We start from the raw sequence: 4,757 nt of genomic DNA, 5'->3' as shown, positions 1-4,757 counted from the left end.
GGCGGCATCGACATGGCCCGCGGCTGCGCCGGGCTGTGCACGGTGCCGGCGGAGAAGCGGCTCGCCCGGGGAATGGTCGAGGCACAGCAGTCGGAGCTGGACGCGATGGCCGGCATGCTGGCGGCGCGAGGCGCCGGGCCCCGGTCCTGAACGTTTCCCTCCGAGCCGCGGGTGCACCCGAACGGGTGATAGCGGTCGCGTCCCCCGAACGGGCCCCTGACGATGGGTTCGCTCGGGGTAGTACAGCATGCCCATCGGCACGCAGGAGGAATTCCTCATGACCACTGCCAAGGACATCATGCACACCGGGGCCACGTGGATCCCCGCACACGAGACGCTCGACCGGGCCGCGCAGCTGATGCGCGACCACAAGGTCGGCGCGCTGCCCATCTCGGCCAGCGGCGAGAAGGACCGGATGATCGGCATCCTCACGGACCGGGACATCGTGATCGGCTGTGTGGCCATGGGTCACGATCCGTCGAAGATGACGGCGGGCGACCTCGCCCGGGGCACGCCTCGCTGGATCGACTCGGAAGCGAATGTGGAGATGGTTCTGGAGGAGATGCAGACCCATCGGATCCGCCGGCTTCCGGTGGTCGAGAACAAGAGGCTGATCGGCATGATCAGCGAAGCCGATCTGGCGCGGCACCTCACCGAGGAGCAGATCGCCGGCTGGGCGGAGAAGGTCTACGCGCGCGGCTGACCGGCTGGGCGGACGAAGGTCTACGCGCGGCTGGCCGACCGCGCCGACCATGTCCGCAGTCCTGCGCCGATGGCCCGGTGTCCCCTGACCGGGGGATGCCGGGCCATTGCGCCGCCCTCCTCCGCCGGAACCCGCGCCACTGCGGCGAGATGTCTCCGCGCGCCGGATACCCGGCAGGGGTAGGGTGCTCGGCATGACCCTGAGTGGATGTGCGACATACGGACAGTTGTTGCTGTGCGTCTCGCTGCTCATCGGGATCCTCCACCTTCTCAGGGGCGTCGCGGTCCGGGTCGCTCCCCTGCCGGGGCCGGGTCCCCGGCCGGGCGCGGTCCTGGTCGCCGCGTTGTCGGTGCTGCGCATATAGAGGGGGCGCGCCTCCCCCCCTCCCCCAGCAGACCGAAATACCGACAACACCCCGAGGTGCACTCCGTCATGCGCACTCCACCCACCCGACGCGCCGTGCTCGGCGCCGCTGTCGCCACCGCCGGTTCGGCGGTACTGGGCGCCTGTTACGACGAATCCGACACCGGCCGCGGCGGCAATAGGACCAGCGGCGCGCACGCCGGTGGCACGAACCACGGCAGCGTGAACCGCGAGGCCTCGCCCGGCGGGGAGTCCAGGGGCGGGTACGTCTCCCCCGACGGGAAGGAGGTCGCGGCGGCCGAGGCCACGCGGGGCTCCGGCCCCGTGCGGAAGGTCGACCTCGTCGCCACCCCGTCCCGGCTCGATCTGGGCGGCGGGATCGTCGTCGGCTCCTGGGCGTACGACGCCCGGCTGCCCGGCAAGGAGCTGCGGGTCACGATGGGTGACACCCTGGCCCTCAACCTTGCCAACCACCTGCCCGAAGAAACGACTCTTCACTGGCACGGGCTCAATGTGCGCAACGACATGGACGGGGTGCCCGTTCTGACCCAGGCACCCATCAAGCCCGGTGCGGAGTTCGCCTACCGGTTCAAGGTTCCGCACGCGGGGACGTACTGGTTCCACCCGCACACGGGTGTCCAGCAGGACCGCGGACTGTACGCGCCGCTGATCGTCGACGATCCCAGGGAGCCGCTCAAGTACGACAAGGAGTGGGTCGTCGTCCTGGACGACTGGGTCGACGGGGTGGACGGTTCGACGCCCGACTCGGTGCTGCACGAACTCAGCGGGGGCAGGGGCGGCATGGACCACGGCATCGGCACGCACGGAGCCCCCGCCAAGCCCGCCAAGGGCCGATCCGGACCCTCGCGGATCACGAAGGACTCCTTCAGCAAACTGCTCAAAAGCCACGGGGGCGATGTCGCCTACCCGTACTACCTGATCAACGGGCGCACCGCGAAGTCCCCCACGTCCTTCGCCGCCAGGCCCGGCGACCGGATCCGGCTGCGCATCATCAACGCGGGCGGCGACACCGCCTTCCGGGTGGCGCTCGGCGGCCACCGGATGACGATCACCCACACCGACGGCTACCCCGTCCGGCACACCACGACGGACGCCCTGCTGCTGGGCATGGGCGAGCGGTACGACGTGATGGTCACCGCCAGGGACGGGGTGTTCCCGCTGACCGCGCTCGCGGAGGGCAAGAAGGCCTCGGCGCTGGCCCTGCTCCGTACCGGCACGGGGACGGCGCCCACCGCGTCCGTACGCCCCAAGGAGCTGAACGGAAGGCTGGTGGAGGCGTACGAACTGAGGCCGGACGAGCCCGTGACGCTGTCCTCGCGCAAGCCCGACCGGACCCTCCGGTTCAGGATGACCGGCAGCATGAAGGCGTACGACTGGGCCTTCGACCACAAGCCCTACAACCCCCGCCAGCGTCATCCGGTGCGGGCGGGCGAGCGGGTCAGACTGGAGTTCTTCAACGTCACGGAGATGTGGCACCCCATCCATCTGCACGGGCACTCGTTCGGCCTGGTGGGACCGGCGGGACCGCCCCACCAGGCCACCCGGCGGGGCAGGACCCACTGGGCGCACAAGGACACCGCGATCATCCGGCCGAACAGCTCCCTGGCCGTCGAGTTCGACGCGAACAACCCGGGGCTGTGGATGCTCCACTGCCACAACATCTACCACTCGGACGTGGGCATGATGACGGTCCTCGGCTACCGCCGCTAGTGCCGCGGCAGGCAACCTTTGCCCGTCGAGGAGCGGCGTCCGGTGCGTGCTCTCGCCGTGCCGGCCGGAAGCCCTCGTACTGGACGTACTCGGGCTTTCGTCCGGTGCGGCGAGAGTGCGTGCCGGACGCCGCGACGGGGCGGACGTCGCCTGCCGGGGCACCAGGAACTGTCCTGGCGGGCCGCGGCCTTGGTGCCGCAGCCCGCCAGGACATTGCGTCAGTCAGACGATTACACTGGTGCGCGTGCCTCAACTACGTCTCGCACTGAATCAGATCGACTCGACCGTCGGTGATCTCTCCGGCAACTCCGAGGCGATCGTCCACTGGACCCGCCACTCCGCCGAACAGGGCGCCCATCTGGTGGCGTTCCCGGAGATGGTGCTGACCGGCTACCCCGTCGAGGACCTGGCCCTGCGCCCGTCCTTCGTGGAGGCCTCACGGCAGGCGCTGCGCGCGCTCGCCGCCCGGCTCGACGCGGAGGGCTTCGGGGAACTGCCGGTCGTGGTCGGCTACCTCGACCGCTCCGAGACGGCACAGCCCCGCTACGGCCAGCCCGCCGGCTCCCCGCAGAACGCCGCCGCGGTGCTGCACCGCGGGCAGGTCGCGCTGACCTTCGCCAAGCACCACCTCCCCAACTACGGCGTCTTCGACGAGTTCCGGTACTTCGTGCCGGGCGACTCGATGCCGGTCGTACGGGTGCACGGCGTGGACGTGGCGCTCGCGATCTGCGAGGACCTCTGGCAGGACGGCGGCCGGGTACCGGCCGCGCGGGCCGCCGGAGCCGGGCTGCTGCTGTCGATCAACGCCTCACCGTACGAGCGGGACAAGGACGACACCCGGCTGGAACTGGTCCGCAAGCGGGCCCAGGAGGCGGGCTGCACCACCGCGTACCTGGCGATGATCGGCGGCCAGGACGAGCTGGTCTTCGACGGCGACTCGATCGTGGTCGACCGGGACGGCGAAGTGATCGCCCGTGCCCCGCAGTTCGCCGAGGGCAGCGTCGTACTCGACCTGGAGCTGCCGGCGGCCGCCGCCGAGCCGCCGTCCGGTGTCGTCAACGACGGGCTGCGGATCGACCACGTGGTGCTCTCCGATGAGCCCCTCGCGGCGTATCCGGCGGAGCTGACCGGCGGATACGCGGAGCGGCTGGACGACGACGAGGAGCTGTACTCGGCGCTGGTCGTGGGCCTGCGGGCGTATGCCGCCAAGAACGGCTTCAGCAGTGTGCTGATCGGGCTCTCGGGCGGGATCGACTCGGCGCTGGTCGCGGCGATCGCCTGCGACGCGCTGGGCGCGCAGAACGTGTACGGCATCTCGATGCCGTCGAAGTACTCCTCGGACCACTCCAAGGGCGACGCGGCCGAGCTGGCCCGCCGTACCGGGCTGAACTTCCGCACCGTACCGATCGAGCCGATGTTCGACGCGTACATGGGCGCGCTGGGGCTGACCGGCCTCGCCGAGGAGAACCTGCAGTCCCGGCTGCGCGGCACGATGCTGATGGCCGTCTCCAACCAGGAGGGCCAGATCGTCCTCGCGCCGGGCAACAAGTCCGAGCTGGCGGTCGGCTACTCGACGCTGTACGGCGACTCGGTCGGGGCCTACGGCCCGATCAAGGACGTCTACAAGACGTCGATCTTCCGCCTCGCGAAGTGGCGCAACCGGGCCGCCGAAGAGCGCGGGCAGACCCCGCCGATCCCGGAGGCGTCCATCACCAAGCCGCCCAGCGCCGAGCTGCGCCCGGGTCAGGTCGACACGGACTCGCTGCCCGACTACGACGTACTGGACCGGATCCTGGAGCTGTACGTCGACCGGGACCAGGGGCTGGACGAGATCGTCGCGGCCGGGTTCGACGCGGCGCTGGTGGCGAGGACGCTGCGGATGGTGGACACCGCGGAGTACAAGCGGCGGCAGTACCCGCCGGGCACGAAGATCTCCCCGAAGGGCTTCGGCAAGGACCGT

Annotated in this window: 4 protein-coding genes; all 4 read left to right on the top strand. The window is 70.4% G+C overall.

Annotated elements, in window-relative coordinates:
- Window positions 1-277: 277 nt before the first annotated feature.
- Window positions 278-703: a CBS domain-containing protein gene (locus ACWCQ6_RS35840; protein ID WP_451096498.1), complete on the top strand. Its 426-nt coding sequence runs from the start codon at window positions 278-280 to the stop codon at window positions 701-703.
- Between the two features lie 193 nt (window positions 704-896).
- Window positions 897-1,067 (top strand): hypothetical protein, encoded by a 171-nt coding sequence (locus ACWCQ6_RS35835; RefSeq protein ID WP_451096496.1) that lies wholly within the window; start codon window positions 897-899, stop codon window positions 1,065-1,067.
- 68 nt (window positions 1,068-1,135) lie between these two features.
- Complete coding sequence (locus ACWCQ6_RS35830) at window positions 1,136-2,797, top strand: multicopper oxidase family protein (protein ID WP_451096494.1); 1,662 nt, start codon at window positions 1,136-1,138, stop codon at window positions 2,795-2,797.
- A 244-nt stretch (window positions 2,798-3,041) separates the two neighbouring features.
- A partial coding sequence (locus ACWCQ6_RS35825) for an NAD+ synthase (RefSeq protein WP_451096492.1) occupies window positions 3,042-4,757 on the top strand: 1,716 nt, incomplete at its 3' end.

This window comes from Streptomyces sp. NPDC001880, assembly GCF_053594575.1.
This window is presented reverse-complemented; position numbering and strand designations above follow the sequence as displayed.